The organism is Actinokineospora bangkokensis, from assembly GCF_001940455.1.
Lineage (GTDB): Bacteria > Actinomycetota > Actinomycetes > Mycobacteriales > Pseudonocardiaceae > Actinokineospora > Actinokineospora bangkokensis.
Window position 1 is genome coordinate 574,232 of sequence record NZ_MKQR01000028.1, and the last position, 18,605, is coordinate 592,836.

Sequence of the window (18,605 nt, forward strand, 5' to 3'; positions counted from 1 at the left end):
GCTGGTCATGGCCTCGGCGTTACCAGGCGAACGGGCGCTTCCGTGCGGATGTACGGCCCACGAGACGCGACGATCAGTGACCAGAACTGGGAACGGTGTTGGTAACTTTTCGGCTCGCCGGGCGGCGCGCGGGCCCGCCGGGGCCGGTCCGTAGACTGTTGACCCGTGAGCTTGACCCTCGGCATCGTCGGCCTGCCCAACGTCGGCAAGTCCACCCTGTTCAACGCCCTGACGAACAACGACGTGCTCGCCGCGAACTACCCGTTCGCCACCATCGAGCCCAACGTCGGCATCGTCGCGCTGCCCGACCCCCGCCTGGACCGGCTCGCCGAGCTGTTCCACAGCGAGAAGGTGGTCCCCGCGACGGTGTCCTTCGTCGACATCGCGGGCATCGTCAAGGGCGCGGCCGAGGGCGCGGGCCTGGGCAACAAGTTCCTCGCCAACATCCGCGAGGCCAACGCCATCTGCCAGGTCATCCGCGTGTTCGACGACCCCGACGTCGTCCACGTCGACGGCAAGGTCGACCCGCTCGCCGACATCGAGACGATCAACACCGAGCTGATCCTGGCCGACCTGCAGACCCTGGAGAAGGCGCTGCCGCGGCTGGAGAAGGAGGCCAGGACCCGCAAGGAGGCCCGGCCCGCCCTGGAGGCCGCCACCGCCGCCAAGGACATCCTCGACTCCGGCCGCACCCTGTTCTCCGCGGGCGTCGACACCGCCCCGCTGCGCGAGCTGTCGCTGCTCACCACCAAGCCGTTCCTCTACGTCTTCAACGCCGACGAGTCCATCCTCACCGACGACGAGCGCGTCGCCACCCTCGCCAAGCTCGTCGCCCCCGCCGACGCCGTCTTCCTCGACGCCAAGGTCGAGTCCGAGCTCATCGAACTCGACGACGAGTCCAAGCGCGAACTCCTGGAGTCCGTCGGCCAGACCGAACCCGGCCTCAACGCCCTCGCCCGCGCGGGCTTCCACACCCTCGGCCTCCAGACCTACCTCACCGCGGGCCCCAAGGAGGCGCGCGCCTGGACCATCCCCCAGGGCGCCACCGCCCCCCAGGCCGCGGGCGTCATCCACTCCGACTTCGAGCGCGGCTTCATCAAGGCCGAGATCGTCTCCTACGCCGACCTCGTCGAAGCGGGCTCCATGCCCGCCGCCAAGGCCGCGGGCAAGGTCCGCATCGAGGGCAAGGACTACACCATGTCCGACGGCGACGTCGTCGAGTTCCGCTTCAACGTCTGAGGTCGATCGGTTCCAGGGCGGGCGGTTCGGTGGTGTGCACCCGCACCTCCCCCCAGTCCCCGGTCAGGTGCCAGTGGGTCGGGTGGCGGGTCATGGTGTCGATGTTGCCGTGGTCCGCTTCCCCGGACGCGTCGGTGTAGGTGGCGCCCGTCCGGGAGATCCACTCGACGCGGGTGCAGGCGCGGAAGGTCAGGTGCGCTCCGACGTAGCAGTGCTGCTCGCCGGGGTGGGGCGGGTGCCAGTCGGGGTGTTCGGGGGTGAGCACGGCGTCCAACCGGAAGCGGAGCACGCCGGGGGTCTCCTCGATGCCGAGAACGAAGCTGTCCTCCAGGTAGACGTCCAGGTCAGCGGCTTCGTGGTACGGGATCACGGGGCGTCTCCGCTCGTCAGGCGGTGTCGAGGTCCGACGGGGGCCTTGTCGCGCGTTCAGGGTCACGGTGGGGGTCACCTGGTTGGCGGTTGTTGCAGCGGGTAACGGACGTGGGCTGATGAGCGGGTATTTCGGTGCGACCCTGTACGCATGGTGACCGATGGGCTCGTGGTGGTGTTCGAGCGGCATGTGCGGCGGGGGATCTCGGCGTTGACCGCGATCGGGTACACGCCTCGGACGTTCATCCACCTGGTCGAGGAGCACGGGGCGGTGGGGGCCACCCGGCGGCTGGTGCTGGACCCGGCGCCGTCGTACGGGTTGTGGCGGTTGATGGAGCTGGGGCAGATCGGGCGGAGCGTGGAGCTGGCGACGTTGTTCCCGTGGTACGAGCCGCTGTTCGACGACGTGGTGCGGGACGCGGCGTGGCGGAAGTTGGAGTTGCTGGGGGTGGACGTGCCCGCCGTGGTGGCGCTGGGGGAGGACCCGCTGCTCGCGGGGGCTTAGGCGCACTGCCCACCACCCCGCGCCAACCCTCCGCGGGGTCTCGTGACCGGGGGCGGGCCAGGGCCTACATCACGTCGAGGATGCCGTCGATCTCGGTGGCCAGGGTGACGTCCAGCTGGGTGATGCCGCCCTCGCTGTGGGTGCTGAGGGTGAACTTCAGGGTGCGCCAGCGGATGTCGATGTCGGGGTGGTGGTCGGCGCTCTCGGCGACCTCCGCGACCCGGTTGACGACCGCGATGGCCTCTGGGAACGACTCCAGCTCGACCTCGCGGACCAGTGCGCCCTCGACCCGGCTCCAGTGCGGGAGGGTGCCGAGGGCCTTGCCCTGTTCGTGCTCGCTCAGCAGTTCCGGCATGGGTCCATGGTGCCTGGCGCGCGGGCGGCGCGCCCGGCGGCGTAGGCTCGGCGGCCAACCACGGGAGTCCGGTAGCGGCCGGGCTGAGAGGAGGGCCACCCAGCCCTCGACCGTCGATACCTGATCAGGGTCATGCCTGCGCAGGGAGGTCCTCGTGGTGCGCACGCCCACCGAGGAAGGTCCCCCATGCGCAGAGCGCTCCCCCTGCTCGCCCTGGCCGTGCTGGCCGGGTGCTCGACCGGGCCCGCCCAGGCCGAGCACACCGTGGTGCTGGTCGCCCACGACTCGTTCACCGTCGACCAGGCCGTGCTGGACGCGTTCAAGTCCCGCAGCGGCATCACCGTCGACGTGCGCAAGTCCGGGGACGCCGGGGCGCTGGCCAACCAGCTCGTGCTGACCAAGGACAACCCCGTCGGGGACCTGGCGTTCGGGGTGGACAACACCTTCGCCTCGCGCGCGCTCGACGCCGGGGTGTTCGCGGAGTACCGCAGCCCGGACGCGGGCAAGGGCCCGCAGCGCTACGCCGTGGACGACACCGGCCGGTTGACCGCGGTCGACGTGGGCGACGTGTGCGTCAACGTCGACAACGCGCTGCCGAACCCGCCGAAGACCTTCGACGACCTGGCCAAGCCCGAGTACAAGGACAAGCTGGTCGTCGAGGACCCGGCCACCTCCTCGCCGGGGCTGGCGTTCCTGCTGGGCACCGTCGCGCACTTCGGGGAGGACGGGTGGCGCGACTACTGGGGCAAGCTCAAGGCCAACGGGGTCAAGGTCGTCAGCGGCTGGGAGGAGGCCTACACCCAGGACTTCTCCGGCTCCTCGGGCAAGGGCCCGCGCCCGATCGTGGTCTCCTACGCCTCGTCGCCGTCGGCCGAGGTGGGCGAGGACGGCAAGCCGCGCACCTCCGCCCTGCTGGACACCTGCTTCCGGCAGGTCGAGTACGCGGGGGTGCTGTCGGGGGCGAAGAACCCCGATGACGCGCGCAAGGTGCTCGACTTCCTGATCTCGGAGGACTTCCAGAAGACCGTGCCGGAGTCGATGTACGTCTACCCCGCGCGCGAGGGCGTGGCCCTGCCCGGGTCGTGGGCGACTGCGGCGCCGCTGCCGGACAAGCCCGCGACGCTGCCGGCGGCCGACATCGCGGCCAACCGCCAGCGGTGGATCGAGCAGTGGCGCGACACCGCGGGCTGACCGCCGGGGTCGCCCTGGCGGCCGTCCCGCTGGCGTTCCTCGCGGTCTTCTTCGCCTGGCCCGTGGCCGCCATCGTGCGGCTGGGGGTCGGGCAGGGCGGGGTCGGCGACGCCCTGGTCGACGGTGACACCTGGGGCCTGGTCGGGTTCACCCTGGCGCAGGCGGCCGCGTCCACCCTGGTCGCGGTGGCGGCCGGGCTGCCGGTGGCGTTCCTGCTGGCCAGGGTGCCCGGCAGCGGGGTCGTGCGGGCGGCGGTGCTGGTCCCGTTCGTGCTGCCGACGGTGGTGGTCGGGCTCGCGTTCAAGGCGCTGCTGCCCGGCGGCGGGCCGGTGGCGATCGTGCTGGCGAACGCGTTCTTCAACGTCGCCGTCGTGGCCCGCACGGTCGGCGGGCTGTGGGCGCACCTGGACCGTCGGGCGGAGGAGGCCGCGCGCTCGCTCGGGGCGTCGCGGTTGCGCGCCTTCACCTCCGTCACTCTCCCCGCGCTGACCCCGGCCCTCGGGTCCGCCGCGGCGATCGTGTTCCTGTTCTGCGCCACCAGCTTCGGTGTCGTGCTGCTGCTGGGTGGTTCGGACTACCGCACGCTGGAGACGGAGATCTACCTGCGGACGGTGGAGCTGCTGGACCTGCCGGGGGCCGCCGCGCTGTCCCTGGTGCAGTTCGTCGCGGTCGTCTCCGTCCTGGTGATCGGCGCGGTGGCGCGCCGCAAGCGCGAAGGCGCCCTGCGGCTCAGGGGACGCGTCGAGGCACTGCGACGGCCGGTGGGTGGTGAGTGGTTCGCCGCTGCCGCGGGGTACGCGGTGGTCGCGCTGCTGGCGATCCCGATCGTGACGCTGGTGCTGCGGTCGTTCGAGGGCGGCTTCGCTGGCTACCGCGCGTTGAGCGGCACCGGCTACCGCGGCTCGTTGTCGGTCACGGGGTTCGAGGCGGCGCTCAACTCCGTCCGCGTCGCCACCGACGCCACCCTGCTCGCGCTGCTGCTGGGCGTGTCCGCGTCGGTCGCCTTGGTGGTGCTGGGCCGCAGTCGCGTGCGCCCGGGGGTGGTGGAGTCGCTGGACACCGCGCTGATGCTGCCGCTGGGCGTCTCGGCGGTGACGGTCGGCTTCGGCTACCTGGTCACCCTCGACGCCCTGCCCGGCGACCTGCGCACGTCCGGGGCGCTCGTGCCCCTCGCCCAAGCGCTCGTGGTGGCCCCGCTGGTGGTCCGCACCCTGCTGCCGGTGCTGCGGTCGGTGGACGAGCGGCTGCGGCAGGCGGCGGCCTCGCTCGGCGCCGGGCCGTGGCGGGTGTGGCGGGAGGTCGACATCCCGCTGGCGGGCCGCTCGCTGCTGGCCGCGGCGGCGTTCGGCTACGTGGTGGCGCTGGGCGAGTTCGGCGCGACGAGCTTCCTGGTGCGCCCGGACACCGCGACCCTGCCGGTGGTGGTCGGCAGGCTGGTGGGCAGGCCGGGGGAGCTGAACAACCAGATGGCCTACGCGGCCTGCACGCTGCTCATGCTGGTCACGGTGGCCATCGCGCTGCTGGTGGAGCGCCTGCGGGTGCGCGGAGTGGGGGAGTTCTGATGCTGTCGGTGGCGGGGGTCTCGGTGCGCTACGGCCCGCTGGCTGCGGTGTCCGACGTGGACCTGCGGGTCGACGACGGCGAGGTGGTGGCGCTGCTGGGCCCGTCCGGCTGCGGCAAGTCCACCCTGCTGCGCGCGGTGGCGGGCCTGGAGCCGCTGACCGCCGGGTCGGTGCGCTGGGACGGCGCCGACCTGGCCGGGGTGCCCGTGCACCGGCGCGGGTTCGGCCTGGTCTTCCAGGACGGTCAGCTCTTCCCGCACCGCGACGTGGCGGGCAACGTCGCCTTCGGCCTGCGTATGGCGGGCGTCCCCCGCCCCCGCCGCGACGAGCGCGTCGCCGAGCTGCTGGACCTGGTCGGCCTGGCGGGCTACGGCGGCCGCCGCGTCTCCCAGCTCTCCGGCGGCGAGGCCCAGCGGGTCGCCCTGGCCCGCGCGCTGGCCCCCGAACCGCGCCTGCTGCTCCTCGACGAACCCCTCTCGGCCCTCGACCGCGCGCTGCGCGAGCACCTGGCGGTCGACCTGGCCAGGGTGCTGCGGGTGGCGGGCACCTCCGCCCTCGTCGTCACCCACGACCACGACGAGGCCTTCACCCTGGCCGACCGGGTGGCCCTGATGCGCGCAGGCCGCATCCGCCAGGTCGGCGCCCCCGCCCAGGTCTGGGCCCACCCCGCCGACCCCGAGACGGCCCACTTCCTCGGCTGCTCCACCGTCCTGCCCGCCGACCGCCTCCACCTCTTCGGCGACGTCCCCTGGCACGGCGACGTCGGCCTGCGCACCTCCGCCCTGCGCGTCGCCCCGGACGGCGTCCCGGCCCGCGTCCTGACCACCGTCCACCGCCGCGACCACGTCCTCCTGTCCGTCGCCATCGACGGCCTGGGCAACGTCGACGCCACCGCGGCCATCACCGACCAGGTGGCGGTGGGCACCACCGTGTCGGTCCGCCTCAACCCCGAAGGCGTGGCCCCCGTCGGCTAGAACCCCCGTCACCCCAAAGAACGCGCCCACCCCCACAAGCCGAACCCGGACAGCATTGCGGGGGAAGGGCGACCACCCCAGGAAGCCGAGCCCGGGCAGCGGGCCCTGCCCGGTTGGGTGGATTCGCTTGGTCGGGGGAGGCGATCATGTGCTACCCAACGGGACGGGCGGGCGTCTTTTCAGCCCGCCTTTTCCCCGCCCGCAGCACATGATCGCCGTAGGGGCCCCCGACCAAGCGGATCCACCCAACCGGGCCACCCACCCAAACCCCCGAACCCCCCGGCAAAACCGAGCGGAACCCACTCAACCGGGCCCCACCTGACAGCCCCCAGCGACGTCACCCGTCGCGCGTCAAGGTCCGCGAGAGCGCGATCGAGTACCCGATGACGATGTAGCACGCCGCCCGCAGCAGCCCCGTCCCCAGGGTGTCCCACGGCACCGGGTCCTGGACGACGGCGGCGATGCCCTGCCAGCTGGTCGTGATCAGCGCCGGGGTCAGCCAGTCCAGCGCCGGGATCACGCTGAGCACCCCGGACACGATGACCACGCCCAGGCTCACCACGACGACGACCAGCGGGTGCTCGGTCCAGGCGGACATGGCCAGCGCGACCGCGGCCACCGCCCAGACCTGCACCGTCACCAGCAGCACGGTCAGCAGCACCCGGCCCAGGCCGTCGAGGAACGGCAGGGTGGTGCCCGAGGTGGTGATCATCCCGTCGCCGCCGAGCAGGATGAGCCCGGTGATCGTGCCGGTGACGGCCATCAGCGCGACCGCGAGCAGCGACACCGCCGCCACCCCGAACGCCTTGACCGCCACCAGCCGGGCGCGGCCGACCGGCGCCACCAGCAGCCCGCGCAGGGTGCCGTGCGCGGCCTCGCCCGCGAGCGCGTCGGCGGCCAGCATCGCCCCGGTGAGCGGCAGCAGCATGGCCATCGCCATCGTCAGCGCGAAGATCGGCAGCAGCAGGCCGTTGCCCGCGGCCAGCGAGGCCAGCACGTCGCCGCCCAGCTCGCCGGGCCCGTCGGCGGTGGCGATCGCGATGCCGATGCCCGCGACCACCGGGACCAGGGCGAGCAGCCCCAGCCCGACGAGGGTGCGCGGGCGGCGCAGCACCATCCGCAGCTCCGAGCGCAGCAGCCGCCCGAGCGGCGCCCTCGTCGCCCGCCGCAGCGGTACCTGCGCGGTCGTGGCGGTCATGACGCCTCCTGGGGGACGAGCAGCTCGGCGACGTCGGCGTCGACGGCGTCCTCGGTGAGCCGGGCGAACAGGTCCTCCAGGCCGGTGCGCTGCCTGCGCACCTCGTGGACCGGCACGCCCGCGCGCACCAGGACCTCGACGACCTCGGGCGCGGTGGTGGCGGAGATGTCGACGCGCAGGCCGTCGGCGACCTCGCGGGCCGGGATGCGCCGGTCGCGCAGGGCGTCCACGGCGGCGACCACCTCGGGGGTGGCCACCAGCAGGGTGGCGCTGCCCGCGTCGAGCAGGTCGCGCAGCTCGCCCTGGGCCACGACCGTGCCCTGGTTGAGCACGGCGACGTGGGTGCAGGTGGCCTCCACCTCGGCCAGCAGGTGCGAGGAGACGATCACGGTGGTGCCCGCGGCGTGCAGGTCGGCCATGATCGTGCGGATCTCCCGGGTGCCCGCCGGGTCCAGGCCGTTGGTCGGCTCGTCGAGCACGACCAGCTTGCGCGGCACGAGCAGCGCCGCGGCGAGGCCGAGCCGCTGCTTCATGCCCAGCGAGTACCCCCGGTAGCGGCGGGTGGCCGCGTGCGACAGGCCGACCCGCTCCAGGGCCTCGCCCACCGCGGCGGGGATGCGCGCGGTCGGCAGGTGCGGTTCGGCGGCCGCGACCCGCAGCAGGTTCTCCCGGCCGGACAGGAACGGGTGGAACCCCGGCCCCTCGACCAGGGCGCCCACCTCGGGCAGCGCCTCGGCCGCCCCGCCGGGCAGCGGGTGGCCCAGCAGCTCCACCTCGCCCGCCGTGGGCACGACGAGGCCGAGCAGCATCCGGATGGTGGTGGTCTTGCCGGAGCCGTTGGGGCCGAGCATCCCCAGCACCGCCCCCGCGGGCACCTCCAGGTCCACGTTGTCTACCGCGACGGTGCCGCGGTAGACCTTGCGCAGCCCGGTGGTGCGCGCGGCGGGCGGGGCGGCCGCGGTGTGACCCGCGACCGCCCGCTCGGTCGTCCCGCTCACTTCGCCCCGAGGGCGTCGACCAGGACCTGCTGCGGCACGGCGCCCAGCGCCACGCGGCCGTCCTCGGCCACCAGCGCGGTGCCGACCTTGGTGGTGATGACCCAGCCGGTGCCGAAGGCGCCCGAGACCGGCTTGCCGAACTGCTTGACCAGCTCCAGCGCGCTGGTCGCGCCGCCGCGCTGGCCCCGGCCCTCGGCCTTGCCCTCGGTCTTGCCCTCCGCCTTGCCCTCGACCTTGGCGTTGAGCAGGTCCTGGGGCACGGTGCCGATCAGCACGGTGTCCCAGCCCTGGCCGACGGTCTTCGGCTTCAGCGCGGCGAGGAAGTCGCGCTGCTGCGCCTGCGAGGGCCGGTGCTCGGCCGCCTTGGCGTTGCCGTCGGTGACCTGGGCGCCCGCGGGCGGGGTGAAGCTGAACAGCGACTCGTCCTGGGCGCCCGGCTCGAACTCGGAGAACCCGACGCTGAGCACCGGCTCGGCGGTGCCGTTGGCCAGCACCTCCAGCCGCAGCGGCAGCCGGGTCTCGGAGTCCACCGCCACCCGCACCTCGCGCAGCAGCGTGCGCTCGGTGGGCTTGGGGGTGAGCACCAGCTGGTAGGCGGGCCGGTCGGCCACCACCGCCGTGCCGTCCACCGCGATGGTGGAGTCGGCCTGCATGGTGGTCACCAGCTCCTTGGCGACCCCGGCCGGGTCGGCCAGCTCGGCGTCGGTGCCCAGGTCGCGCTCGGTGCCGGTGAACTTGACCACCGACCGCTCGCCCGCGTCCCACACCCAGGTGGTCGCGCCGTCGTGCACGACGGTCTTCGCACCGCTGCCGTCGTCGAGCTGCACCCTGGCCCGGTCCTGGCCGTCGGTGAAGACCCGCGCGGTCTCCCCGCCCGTCGGCAGCCCCGGCAGCGGCAGCCCGAGGTCCTGGCTGAACGTGAGGCTGCCCGACAGCGCGGGCACGTGGCTGGTCAGCACCGACTGGACCAGCGCCTCAGCGGTGATGTCCGGCAGTGCGGGCGGGGCCTCGTCGGCCCCCGCGGGCGCGGCCAGCAGCACCAGCCCGACCACCCCGGCGGTGGTGCCCACCGCCGCCACCGACAGCGCTGTCCTCTTGGTGTTCATCCGTGCCATCTCCCCTCCGTCGTTCTCTCCCTGTTCGGGGCCACCCGGTGTGCCGACCGGGCCGCCCCGCACCGAGGACACTGCTCCCCCGGAGCTGAGATGGCACTGAGAGCGCGCCCGCGCCTGAGAGACCGCTGAGAGCGCGGGCGCGCGCGGGCCCGCTGCGGCCATGATGGCAGGCGTGAAGCCTCGGGTGCTGGTGGTCGACGACGAGCTCGGCGTGCGCCGGGCCCTGCAGCGCGGGCTGACCGCGGAGGGCATGGACGTGATGGCCGCCGGGGACGGCCCCTCGGCCCTGCGGATGGCCCTGACCGGCGCGTTCGACGTGGTCCTGCTCGACATCATGCTGCCCGGCCTGTCCGGCTACCGGGTGCTGGAGAAGCTGCGCGCCGAGGGCGTGCGCACCCCGGTGCTGCTGGTCTCGGCCAAGGACGGCGAGGTCGACCAGGCCGACGGGCTCGACCTGGGCGCCGACGGCTACCTGGTCAAGCCGTTCTCCTTCGTGGTGCTGGTGGCCCAGGTCCGCGCGGTGCTGCGGCGCGGCGCCGAGGACTCCGGGCGCAGGCTGCGGCTGGGCGCCCTGGTGGTCGACCGGGGCACCCGCGAGGTCAGCTTCGACGGCGAGCCGGTGGCGCTGAGCCCCCGCGAGTTCGCCGTGCTCGACACCCTGGCGGGCCGGGCGGGCTCGGTGGTCACCAAGGACGAACTGCTGCGCGCGGTGTGGGGCGACGAGCAGGCCGCCACCCGCAACGCCGTGGAGGTCTACGTCGGCTACCTGCGCCGCAAGCTCGACGCGGTGGGCGCCGACGGCATCGTGCGCACCGTGCGCGGCCACGGCTACCTGGCCTCCACCGCCGAGATCGACGCCGCGCTCGACGCGCCCCGCCGCTGACCCCGTGGGCACCACCCGGGGCCGCCCGCTGGCCCGCCGCATCACCGCCGTCGCCACCGCGGTCACCCTGGTCGTGCTGATCGGGTTGGCCCTGGTCAGCTCGCGCGCGATCGGGTCGCTGCTGGTCGGCAGCGCGGACGAGGAGCTGACCCCGGCCCTGGGCGCGGCCGTCGCCGCCGTGGCCGCGGGCGACCCCGTCGCCTCGCCGTCGCCCAACACCCAGGTGCGCGTCCTGGACACCTCGGGCACCCCGGTCGACGCGGGCCCGGCGCCCCTGCTGTCCCCGGCCGACGTCCGCGTGCTCAAGGCGGGCCAACCCGTCCTGCGCACCCAGGACGCCCCGCCCGCCCGCTGGCTCGGCACCGTCGCCACGGCCCCGGACGGCGCCCAGCGCCTCGTCGTCGTCGGCACCGGGTTGGCGGGTTACGCCTCCGCGCAGGAGGTGGCCCTGCGCTGGCTCGTCGTCGCCGCCCTGGTCGCCGCCGCCGCGGTCGCCCTCGCCACCTGGGCGGCCGTCCGCTCCGCGCTGCGCCCGGTGGCCAAGCTCCGCGCCGCGGTGTCCCGGCTGGGCACCGGCCAGCGCCTGCCCCTGCCCGAGCCCCGGGAGCTGCGCACCCTCGCGGGCGCCATGAACGACCTGCTCGACCGCCGCGACGAGGCCGCCGACCGCCTCCGCCGCTTCACCGGCGACGCCGCCCACGAGCTGCGCAACCCGGTCGCCTCCATCCGCGTCCAGGCCGAGGTCGCCGTCGCCCACCCCGACCCGGACCTGGCCCAGGAGGTCCTCGCCGAGGTCGCCCAGGAGTCCCAGCGCCTGTCCGCCCTCGTCGACGGCCTGCTCACCCTCGCCCGCTCCGACGCGGGCGAACTCCCCGCCGCCACCGCCGTCGACCTCTCGGTCGCCGCCGCCGACGCCGCCACCCGCTGCCAGGTCCCGGACGGACCCGCGATCGTCGTGCACCACCCGCCCGCCGCCTGCTGGGTCTACGCCGCCCCCTCCGAGATCGACCTGGTCCTGGACAACCTGCTGCGCAACGCCGTCCGCTACGCGCGCGCCCAGGTCACCCTGACCGTCCTGGCCGTCGGCCGCACCGCCCGCGTCGTGGTGGACGACGACGGGCACGGCATCGCGGAGCAGCACCGCGGCAAGGTCTTCGACCGCTTCTACCGCGTGGAGGACGACCGCGCCCGCAGCTCCGGCGGGACCGGCCTGGGCCTGGCCCTGGTGGCGGAGGTGGTGCGCAGGCGCGGGGGAGCCGTGCGGGTGGGCGAGTCCCCGGAGGGCGGCGCCCGCTTCCAGGTCACCTGGCGCGTCGCCTCGGTGTGAGTGCTCGCAGGGATTCCGGGGTCCCGCGGTCCGTCCCACCACCCAGCCGAGTTGTCCACAGCCCTGATGCGAGGGTCGAGTTCCGTCGCTCCCCGCCGGTAACGTTGAAAACAGGGGTCCCCTTGCCCGGGTGACCCCCGCGCCAGCGTGGGTTCGTGGGGTCTGGGCAGTGGCGAAAGGCGACCGTCCACCCGGTCGGGCCCACAGCGCAACCCCCCGAACCCCGGCGAAGCCATGCCGGCCCAGCACCCGAGGAAGCAGATGATCGTCGTAGCGGCAGCCATCGTCCGGGATGGGCGGGTCTTGGCCCAGCAGCGCGCCTACCCCGCTGACGTGGCGGGTCTGTGGGAGTTCCCCGGCGGCCGGGTCGAGGCGGGTGAGTCCGAAGTGGACGCGGTGGTGCGGGAGTGCCGGGAGGAGCTGGGCATCACCGTCCACGTGGGAGGGTTCCTCGCCGCCGCGCCCCTGGCCCCCGGCAAGCAGCTGCGGCTCTACGCCGCCACCACCCGGGACGACCCCCGGCCCGTCGAGCACCGGGACCTCCGCTGGGTCGGCGCGGCGGAGCTCGACGGGGTCGACTGGATCGCCGCGGACCGGGACCTGCTGCCAGGGGTGCGCGCGCTCCTCTGACAGCAGGTCCGGTGGCGGTGCCCTTCAGCCCACGCCCGCCAGCCGCAGGGCCGCGTCCAGGCGGTGCGCGGCGCGCTCGGCCGCTCGGGCCGCGCCCGCCTTGCGGATCGCGTCCAGCTCGGCGGGGTCGGACAGGAGGTGGAGCGCGCGCTCGCGGACGGGGGTGAGCTCCGCGATCAGGGCGTCGGCGACGGCGTCCTTCAGCGTGCCGCAGTCCGGGAAGCGGGTGGCCGCCTCCCACGGGTCCTCGCCGGTGCAGGCGGCGAGGACCTCCAGGAGGTTGGCGACGGCCGGGCGGGTGTCGGGGGCGTAGGTGACGTTGGTGCCGGAGTCGGTGCGGGCCCGGCGGACCTTGCGGCGGATGAGGTCGGGGGTGTCGAGGACGAAGACCGTGCCCGCCGCGTCGGGGGCGGACTTGGACATCTTGCGGGTGGGGTCGGTGAGGTCGCGGACGCGGGCGGCGGTGCGGGGCAGGACGGCCCTGGGGACGGTGAAGACCTCCCCGTGGGCGGAGTTGAAGCGGCGGGCGAGGTCCCTGGCCAGCTCGACGTGCTGGCGCTGGTCCTCGCCAACGGGGACCTCGTCGGCGCCCTGGAGCAGGATGTCGGCGGCCATGAGCACCGGGTAGGTGAGCAGGCCCAGGCGCACCCCGGCCCGGCCGTCGCCCTTCTGCTTGAACTGGGTCATCCTGGCGGCCTCGCCGTAGGTGCAGGTGCACTCCAGCACCCAGGTCAGCGCGCCCAGCTCGCGCACCAGGTCGCTCTGCACGAACACCCGGTCGGGGTCGATGCCGGTGGCCACCAGCACCGCCAGCATCTCCGCGGTCAGGGCGCGCAGCCTGGCCGGGTTGTACGGCAGCGTCATCGCGTGCAGGTCGCTGACGAAGTACAGGTCGTCGTCGGCGCCCTCGGCCGCCCAGCGGCGGGTGGCGCCCAGGTGGTTGCCGATGTGGGCGCGGGCGGACGGGGTGATCGCCGAGAGGCGGGTCACGGGGGTCTCCTCGGGGGTTCGGGCCCCGCCCGGGAGACGTGCGCGTGGAACTCAGGCCGCCCGGGTCGGGGCGGCCTGCCGGTGTCAGAGCACCAGCGAAGGGGGCCGCCTCAAGGCGGCCCACCAGGTGCTGGTGCGCAAGGTCACGCGGGCAGCCTAGCCGGGATCAGGCCGCCTTGGCGAACTCGGCCTTGACCTGCTTCAACGCCGTCAGCGGGCACTTCTTGCACCGCGACTTCGACCGGCAGCACTTCTTCTTCACCTTGCCCTTGCCGATGAGCAGCCGCACCGCCTCGGCGGGCGACGACGCCGAGGTCACGGCCTTGGCGACGGCCTTGCCGCCGGACTTGTTCCCGGACTTCTTCCCCACGGCGGTGGCCTCCTGGCGCAGCGCTGAACCCTGGTGGTCAGGTTAGGTTAACCTGCCCTGCACCTGGCGTGGTCCTGCTCACACCGGGTGGTCGCGTACGCTGGATCAGCCAGTAGCAGTCTGCGCGGACACACCGACCGGGCTGCGCCGGGCGCCCCTCCCAGCCAGAGCAGTCAGCGCGGACGAGCGGCGGGCCGCCCTCCACACCCCAGAAGGAACCAGGAGCACGCGCGTGCCCGCAGCGACCGCCACCGACACCACGACCACCAGGTCCGACCTGCGCAACGTCGCCATCGTGGCGCACGTCGACCACGGCAAGACCACCCTGGTCGACGCCATGCTCCGCCAGTCCGGCGCCTTCGAGGCGCGCGCCGAGCTCGTCGACCGGGTGATGGACTCCGGTGAGCTCGAGCGCGAGAAGGGCATCACCATCCTCGCGAAGAACACCGCCGTGCGCCGCCAGACCCCGGACGGCCCGGTCGTGATCAACGTGGTGGACACCCCCGGCCACGCCGACTTCGGCGGCGAGGTCGAGCGCGGCCTGTCCATGGTCGACGGCGTGGTGCTGCTCGTCGACGCCTCCGAGGGCCCGCTGCCGCAGACCCGCTTCGTGCTGCGCAAGGCGCTGGCCGCGGGCCTGCCCGTGGTGCTGGTCGTCAACAAGGTCGACCGCCCCGACGCCCGCATCGCCGAGGTCGTCGACGAGGCCCACGACCTGCTGCTGGAGCTGGCCTCCGAGCTCGACGACGTCGACGAGTCCGTGCTCGACCTGCCGGTGGTCTACGCCTCGGCGCGCGCGGGCCGGGCCAGCCTGACCCAGCCCGAGGACGGCGGCCTGCCCGACAGCGAGAACCTCGACCCGCTGTTCGACCTGCTGCTCGAGCGCATCCCCGCCCCGGTCGTCGACGCCGACGCCCCGCTGCGCGCCCTGGTCACCAACCTCGACGCCTCCAGCTTCCTCGGCCGCATCGCGCTGTGCCGCATCCACGCTGGCAAGCTGCGCAAGGGCCAGACCGTCGCCTGGATGCGCGAGGACGGCAGCCAGCAGAACGTGCGCATCACCGAGCTGCTGGTCACCGAGGCCCTGGAGCGGGTGCCCGCCGAGGAGGCCTCCGCCGGTGAGCTGGTCGCCATCGCGGGCATCCCGGAGATCACCATCGGCGACACCCTGGCCGACCCGGAGCACCCCGGCGCGCTGCCCCGGCTCACCGTCGACGAGCCCGCCATCTCGATGACCATCGGGGTCAACACCTCCCCGCTGGCCGGGCGCGGCGGCGGCACCAAGCTCACCGCCCGGCTGCTCAAGAACCGCCTCGACGCCGAGCTCGTCGGCAACGTCTCGGTGCGCGTGCTGCCCACCGAGCGCCCGGACGCCTGGGAGGTGCAGGGCCGCGGCGAGCTGGCCCTGGCCATCCTGGTCGAGCAGATGCGCCGCGAGGGCTTCGAGCTGACCGTGGGCAAGCCCGAGGTCGTCACCCGCACCATCGACGGCAAGCTGTGCGAGCCGTTCGAGACCCTGACCATCGACGCCCCCGAGGAGCACCTGGGCGCCATCACGCAGCTGATGGCCGCCCGCAAGGGCCGGATGGACACCATGGCGGGCCACGGCGCCGGCCGCATCCGCCTCGTGTTCACCGTCCCCTCGCGCGGCCTGATCGGCTTCCGCACCGCGTTCCTCACCGAGACCCGCGGCACCGGCATCGCCAACGCCATCTTCGAGGGCTACCACCCGTGGGCGGGCGAGATCCGCTCCCGGCACTCCGGCTCGCTGGTCGCCGACCGCCAGGGCCCGGTCACCGCCTACGCGATGCTCCAGCTCGCCGACCGCGGCACCTTCTTCGTCGAGCCCACCGCCGAGGTCTACGAGGGCATGGTCGTCGGCGAGAACCCGCGCGCCGAGGACCTCGACGTCAACGTCACCAAGGAGAAGAAGCTCACCAACATGCGCTCCTCCTCCGCCGACGTCATGGAGACCCTGGCCCGGCCGCGCAAGCTCTCGCTGGAGGAGGCGCTGGAGTTCTGCGCCAACGACGAGTGCGTCGAGGTCGCCCCGGAGGCGGTCCGGGTCCGCAAGGTCATCCTGGACGCCACCACGCGGGGACGCGCGCGCTCCCGCGAGAAGGCCCAGAACCAGGGCCGCTGACCGCGGCTCACCGGCTTGCTGCCGGGCCCGGCGTTCGCTGGGCCCGGGGCCCGGCGATCGCCGGGCCTGGCGTTGTCGGGGTGCGGGGATTTGCGTTGTGGGCCCGGTTGGGTGGATCCGCTTGGTCGGGGGCCCTACGGCGATCATGTGCTGCGGGCGGGGAAAAGGCGGGCTGAAAAGACGCCCGCCCGTCCCGTTGGGTAGCACATGATCGCCTCCCCCGACCAAGCGAATCCACCCAACCGGGCAGAGCCCGCTGTCCGGGCTCGGCTTGTGTGGGTGGGCGCCTTGGTGCCTTCTCGTGCGACCACGGCCCAGGCTGGCGCGGAGGTAGCCCGGGCAAGGGGACCCCTGTTTCAACGTTACCGGCGGGGGGCGACGGAACTCGCCCCCTGCGGAGTGGCTGTGGACAACTGGGCGGGGTGGTTGGTGGTGCCGGATTCTGGGGTGATCTGCCTTGCTCGACCTTGCCCCATGCTGGCGCGGGGGTAGCCCGGGCAAGGGGACCCCTGTTTTCAACGCTACCGGCAGGGGGCGACGAAACCGGGTCTCGGTGAAGGTGCTGTGGACAACCCGGCGGGGTGTGGACAAGCGGCGGGCCTTCTCGGTGGTCCGGAGTCCGTCCCCCGTGGTTCCGCGGTGCGCCACCGAGGTGAGGTGGGATCGGGCGCCCGGAGGTGGCTGTGCGGTGGGAGGAACCGGACAGGGGGTCGGCGCGTCATCCGTTCGGGGTAATACCCTGACGGTTCGCCGGGTGTGCTCTGGCAGCATGGCCCGGGCGTGCGCGGCTACTGGGGAGGTGGGGCGGTGCGGGGTTCGCTGTCCGGTGGGTGCGCGGTGGTCGCGGTGGTCGGGGGGTTGCTCGCGGGGTGCACCAACGCGCCGCCGCCGCCGTTGGTGACCAGCGAGGTCGTGCGGACGCAGCCCAGTTCCAAGCCCGACACCGGGGAGGCCGTGGTCGGGGTCGACAGCGTGCAGGGCGGGTACAACCCGCACAAGCTGGCCGACCAGTCGACGGTGACGACCGCGCTGGCGCAGGCCGTGCTGCCGTCGGTGTTCCGGCCGGGGCCGGACGGGGCGCTGCGGCTGGACCGGACGCTGATGACCTCGGCCGAGGTCAGCTCCGCGGAGCCCTACACCGTGGTGTACCGGGTGCGGCCGGAGGCGGCGTGGTCGGACTCGGCGCCGATCGCGGCCGAGGACTTCGTGTACCTGTGGCAGCAGCTGCGGGAGGCGCCCGGGTCGATCGACGGGGCCGGGTACCGGCTCATCTCGAACATCTCCGCGCGCGACTCCGGCCGCGAGGTCACGGTCACCTTCGCCAAGCCCTACCCGGGGTGGCGGTCGCTGTTCGCGAACCTGCTGCCCGCCCACCTGCTCAAGGACATCCCCGGCGGCTGGGCGAACGCGCTGGCGGAGAACTACCCCGTCGCGGGCGGGCCGTTCTCCGTGCGCAGCCTCGACCGCGACCGGGGGGAGGTCGTGCTGGAGCGCAACGACCGGTACTGGGCCACCCCGGCGCCGCTGGACCGGGTCGTGCTGCGCCGCGGCGACCTCGGCACCGTCACCGGGGCGCTGCGCACCGGGCACGACCAGCTCGCGCTCCTGCGCCTGGACGCCGAGGGCCTGGCGACCGTGCGGGCGCTCGAACCGGACGTCACCACCACCCAGGTGCCCAGGGCCGCCGTGGCGACCGTGCTGCTGCGCCCGGTCGGCACCGCCATGGCCGACCAGCGGGTGCGCGCGGCCGTGGCCGCCCTGCTCGACCGGCGGGCGCTGGTCGCGGCGGGCACCGGCGGCGGGCCCTCGGCGACCGCCCTGGCCGACGCGCAGGTGCTCGCCCCCAGCGCCCCCGGCTACCGGGCGACCCTGCCCGCCGGGCAGTTCGCCGCCGTCGACGCCGCCCGCTCCGCGCAGCTGCTCACCGAAGCCGGTTACGCCAAGGGGCCGGACGGGGTGTGGGCGTTCGGGGGGGCGCCGCTGGAGCTGGTGATCGCCGCCCCGCAGGGCCGGGAGGACTACCTGGACACCGCGCGCGAGCTCCAGCGGCAGCTGGCCGCGGGCGGGGTGAAGGCCACCCTGCTGACCCCCGACGCCGAGCAGCTCTACGGCGAGCTGCTGGCCCAGGAGCCCGCCACCGGTGGCACCGCCCCGGGGCAGCGGGTCGACGTCGTGGTGGCCCCCCAGCCCGCGGGCGGCGACCCCGCCTCGCTGCCGGACACCCGCTTCGGCTGCGGCACCGCCTCCGGCGACGGGTCGGTGCCCGCCGTGGTCAACCCGGCCGCCTTCTGCGACCCGGGCCTCCAGCAGACCCTCGACGGCGCGCTCACCGGCGCGACCCCGCTCGGCGACGCCCTGGCGGTGCTGGAGCCCGCGCTCTGGTCGCGACTGGTCGCCATCCCGCTCTACCAGGAGGTCGACACCCTCGTGGTGCGCCGGGAGATGACCGGGGTGAGCGCCGGGCCGCCGTTCGCAGGCCCGTTCGCCGGGTCGCCGGGCTGGCAGCGGGCCGGGGGCTGATCACTACTCTGCGTGGTCCACCTCCTGCTCAGCGTGCGGCCGAGTAACGTTCACGTTGCTCCTGGCCACTCACGTGTCACCCTTTGGTCACGATCGCCGTGGGACGGGTGACCAGAACGTGCCGGCTTCCTAGCGTGCCCACCTAGTGCGCCCGCCAACGCTCGTTGGGGGCGCGATGGGTAACGGGTGCCGCCCAGCCGGACCGGCTGCGGATCGCCCTGTGCTAGGGCGTGTCC

Annotated in this window: 17 protein-coding genes and 1 riboswitch; of the genes, 10 read left to right on the forward strand and 7 right to left on the reverse strand. The window is 74.1% G+C overall.

Features of this window, described 5'->3' with window-relative positions; genetic code table 11:
* Positions 1–165 precede the first annotated feature (165 nt).
* Positions 166–1,239: a redox-regulated ATPase YchF gene (ychF, locus tag BJP25_RS29635; RefSeq protein WP_075978280.1), complete on the forward strand. Its 1,074-nt coding sequence runs from the start codon at positions 166–168 to the stop codon at positions 1,237–1,239.
* Here the strand turns inward: ychF and BJP25_RS29640 are convergent.
* Positions 1,229–1,609 carry a hypothetical protein gene (locus BJP25_RS29640; protein WP_084794692.1) on the reverse strand — a complete coding sequence of 127 codons (381 nt, stop codon included), beginning with the start codon at positions 1,607–1,609 and terminating at the stop codon, positions 1,229–1,231. The genes ychF and BJP25_RS29640 overlap by 11 nt on opposite strands.
* 150 nt (positions 1,610–1,759) lie before the next feature.
* On the opposite strand from BJP25_RS29640, the gene BJP25_RS29645 reads away from it, so the two are divergent.
* Positions 1,760–2,113 (forward strand): hypothetical protein, encoded by a 354-nt coding sequence (locus BJP25_RS29645; RefSeq protein WP_075978281.1) that lies wholly within the window; start codon positions 1,760–1,762, stop codon positions 2,111–2,113.
* A gap of 64 nt (positions 2,114–2,177) precedes the next feature.
* On the opposite strand, the gene BJP25_RS29650 is transcribed toward BJP25_RS29645, so the two are convergent.
* Positions 2,178–2,468, reverse strand: a complete 291-nt coding sequence (locus tag BJP25_RS29650) for a 4a-hydroxytetrahydrobiopterin dehydratase (RefSeq protein WP_075978282.1) — start codon at positions 2,466–2,468, stop codon at positions 2,178–2,180.
* Positions 2,469–2,518: 50 nt separating this feature from the next.
* Positions 2,519–2,632: riboswitch (TPP riboswitch) on the forward strand.
* A gap of 22 nt (positions 2,633–2,654) precedes the next feature.
* Between BJP25_RS29650 and BJP25_RS29655 the strand changes: the two genes are divergently transcribed.
* The 3 genes from BJP25_RS29655 to BJP25_RS29665 are packed head-to-tail and all read left to right on the forward strand — an operon-like array spanning position 2,655 to position 6,195.
* Complete coding sequence (locus tag BJP25_RS29655; RefSeq protein WP_075978283.1) at positions 2,655–3,659, forward strand: thiamine ABC transporter substrate-binding protein; 1,005 nt, start codon at positions 2,655–2,657, stop codon at positions 3,657–3,659.
* The gene (locus BJP25_RS29660; protein WP_084794694.1) at positions 3,638–5,221 is read left to right on the forward strand and encodes an ABC transporter permease; all 1,584 of its coding nucleotides are present in this window, start codon (positions 3,638–3,640) and stop codon (positions 5,219–5,221) included. The genes BJP25_RS29655 and BJP25_RS29660 overlap by 22 nt, the downstream gene beginning before the upstream one ends.
* Positions 5,218–6,195: an ABC transporter ATP-binding protein gene (locus tag BJP25_RS29665; RefSeq protein ID WP_075978535.1), complete on the forward strand. Its 978-nt coding sequence runs from the start codon at positions 5,218–5,220 to the stop codon at positions 6,193–6,195. The genes BJP25_RS29660 and BJP25_RS29665 overlap by 4 nt, the downstream gene beginning before the upstream one ends.
* Positions 6,196–6,532: 337 nt before the next feature.
* On the opposite strand, the gene BJP25_RS29670 is transcribed toward BJP25_RS29665, so the two are convergent.
* Genes BJP25_RS29670 through BJP25_RS29680 form a run of 3 tightly spaced genes read right to left on the reverse strand, consistent with a single transcriptional unit; the run spans position 6,533 to position 9,497 of the window.
* Complete coding sequence (locus tag BJP25_RS29670; RefSeq protein WP_075978284.1) at positions 6,533–7,393, reverse strand: ABC transporter permease subunit; 861 nt, start codon at positions 7,391–7,393, stop codon at positions 6,533–6,535.
* Positions 7,390–8,391, reverse strand: coding sequence for an ABC transporter ATP-binding protein (locus tag BJP25_RS29675; RefSeq protein ID WP_075978285.1), 1,002 nt, complete (start codon positions 8,389–8,391; stop codon positions 7,390–7,392). Before BJP25_RS29675 ends, BJP25_RS29670 begins: the two co-directional genes overlap by 4 nt.
* Positions 8,388–9,497, reverse strand: coding sequence for a LolA family protein (locus BJP25_RS29680; RefSeq protein ID WP_075978286.1), 1,110 nt, complete (start codon positions 9,495–9,497; stop codon positions 8,388–8,390). The genes BJP25_RS29675 and BJP25_RS29680 overlap by 4 nt, the downstream gene beginning before the upstream one ends.
* A gap of 169 nt (positions 9,498–9,666) precedes the next feature.
* Between BJP25_RS29680 and BJP25_RS29685 the strand changes: the two genes are divergently transcribed.
* From BJP25_RS29685 to BJP25_RS29695, 3 genes are all read left to right on the forward strand, one after another.
* Positions 9,667–10,389, forward strand: coding sequence for a response regulator transcription factor (locus tag BJP25_RS29685; protein ID WP_075978287.1), 723 nt, complete (start codon positions 9,667–9,669; stop codon positions 10,387–10,389).
* A 4-nt stretch (positions 10,390–10,393) separates the two neighbouring features.
* Complete coding sequence (locus BJP25_RS29690) at positions 10,394–11,716, forward strand: sensor histidine kinase (protein WP_075978288.1); 1,323 nt, start codon at positions 10,394–10,396, stop codon at positions 11,714–11,716.
* A gap of 261 nt (positions 11,717–11,977) precedes the next feature.
* Positions 11,978–12,346, forward strand: a complete 369-nt coding sequence (locus tag BJP25_RS29695; protein ID WP_075978289.1) for a (deoxy)nucleoside triphosphate pyrophosphohydrolase — start codon at positions 11,978–11,980, stop codon at positions 12,344–12,346.
* A 24-nt stretch (positions 12,347–12,370) separates the two neighbouring features.
* Here BJP25_RS29695 and trpS read toward each other — a convergent pair whose 3' ends face one another.
* Both trpS and BJP25_RS29705 read right to left on the reverse strand, forming a co-directional pair.
* The gene (gene trpS / locus BJP25_RS29700) at positions 12,371–13,336 is read right to left on the reverse strand and encodes a tryptophan--tRNA ligase (RefSeq protein ID WP_075978290.1); all 966 of its coding nucleotides are present in this window, start codon (positions 13,334–13,336) and stop codon (positions 12,371–12,373) included.
* Positions 13,337–13,502: 166 nt separating this feature from the next.
* Entirely contained in the window at positions 13,503–13,706 is a 204-nt protein-coding gene (locus BJP25_RS29705) for a hypothetical protein (RefSeq protein WP_075978291.1), read from the reverse strand.
* 232 nt (positions 13,707–13,938) lie between these two features.
* Between BJP25_RS29705 and typA the strand changes: the two genes are divergently transcribed.
* Together typA and BJP25_RS29715 are read left to right on the forward strand one after the other, a co-directional pair.
* The gene (typA, locus tag BJP25_RS29710) at positions 13,939–15,849 is read left to right on the forward strand and encodes a translational GTPase TypA (protein WP_075978292.1); all 1,911 of its coding nucleotides are present in this window, start codon (positions 13,939–13,941) and stop codon (positions 15,847–15,849) included.
* Positions 15,850–16,656: 807 nt separating this feature from the next.
* Positions 16,657–18,369: an ABC transporter family substrate-binding protein gene (locus tag BJP25_RS29715; RefSeq protein ID WP_233158331.1), complete on the forward strand. Its 1,713-nt coding sequence runs from the start codon at positions 16,657–16,659 to the stop codon at positions 18,367–18,369.
* The last annotated feature ends 236 nt before the right edge of the window (positions 18,370–18,605 follow it).